Origin of the sequence: Roseateles hydrophilus (genome assembly GCF_026712245.1) — a bacterium.
Classification (GTDB): domain Bacteria; phylum Pseudomonadota; class Gammaproteobacteria; order Burkholderiales; family Burkholderiaceae_C; genus Pelomonas; species Pelomonas hydrophilus.
The window spans coordinates 1-1,247 of the sequence record NZ_JAPPUY010000013.1 but is presented as its reverse complement, the minus strand read 5'-3'; the positions used below and the strand labels follow the sequence as shown (position 1 = coordinate 1,247).

The following is a 1,247-nucleotide window of genomic DNA, read 5'->3' as shown; positions in this document are numbered from 1 at the left end:
TGGCCGCCTGGTGGCCGCGCCATCTAGACCAGACACGTCCCCCCGAAAGCCCTATCTCCCGCCTTGTGCGGCTGGCGGCGCCATCCTGGGGGGCGTCTTTCCGCCCCCCTTGGGGGGCCTAGATTGACCCTGTGAGGCAGCCTGGCCACGCTCCGCGCAGGTGGCTTGCGCGCCTGCCGCGCTGCCGCCGGCGCGGAGCGCCGGCCTAGATTTATTCCTAGGACACTTCAGAACACACACCATTTGCGGGGCGCGTGTGCCCCTGGGGTGGGGTCTAAGAGAAACAGAAGAGGGGGGGTGCACTCTCTCTATGAAAACACCTTGCTGACCTGAATCACCTGTGATTCAATTTGAATCATGGGTGATTCAGGTCGAGGCGGGTTTAGATGGCTCAAATGATGGTCGGCCAGGTCGATTTGTTGACCGGCGAGATGCTTGATGGCGCGGCTTTGGCTGTGATCTATCCAAAGCGCAAGAACGGTTTTTCCTCTACGGGGTGGGTTGCTGTGAGTCAAAACCCAATGCTTGAGCTGGCGCGTGCTGACCTTGGTGGCGAAGCCAGCCGGGTCCTTTTTTTCGTGCTCGCGAAGCTCGATTTCGAAAACTGGATCAACCTGAACCAGACCGACGCTGCGCAAGAAATGGGTCTACAGCGCCAGAACTTCGTTCGTGGCCTGCGCAAGCTGATCGAGCTGGGTGTAGTCCTGCCTGGCCCAAAGGTAGGTCGCAACGCGACCTACCGGCTCAATCCATCTTTCGGCTGGAAAGGCAGCGCCAAGGGCCATAACGAGGCTCTGGCGGAGCGAATGAAGGCTCGGGGCATGTCGGTGGTCAAAAGCGACCACGAGGCCCGTGAAGAGCTGGAAGCTGCCGGCCAGATGCGCCTGGATAGCCCCCCCGTCCAGTAATACGGGGGGGAAAGTCCCCCGGGAAAACCCTAGCCGGGGGGTTCGCCTCTGTCGCCTTCGGCTCTGTCGGCCGGGGCGTCCCGCCCCCCGGGGCCACACCTCCACATGCCTACGGCCAGGTCTAGATGGCAGGGGTACGGGGCCGGCCTTAGGCCCCGTCTAGACCGTGTCACTCCGCCTGCTGGCGATGCCTGCTCGCGGTCCAGCGGTTCGATTTGGCCGCCTGGTGGCCGCGCCATCTAGACCAGACACGTCCCCCCGAAAGCCCTATCTCCCGCCTTGTGCGGCTGGCGGCGCCATCCTGGGGGGCGTCTTTCCGCCCCCCTTGGGGGGCCTAGA

The 1,247-nt window shown here is 63.4% G+C and carries 1 protein-coding gene; it reads left to right on the top strand.

The features are described from left to right. Positions 1-386: 386 nt before the first annotated feature. Positions 387-908: a hypothetical protein gene (locus NYO99_RS21320; protein ID WP_268169304.1), complete on the top strand. Its 522-nt coding sequence runs from the start codon at positions 387-389 to the stop codon at positions 906-908. Positions 909-1,247 lie beyond the last annotated feature (339 nt).

Excerpts from the sequence above, each read along its gene's own strand:
- NYO99_RS21320 (WP_268169304.1), top strand. The coding sequence starts at position 387 with ATGGCTCAAATGATGGTCGGCCAGGTCGATTTGTTGACCGGCGAGATG.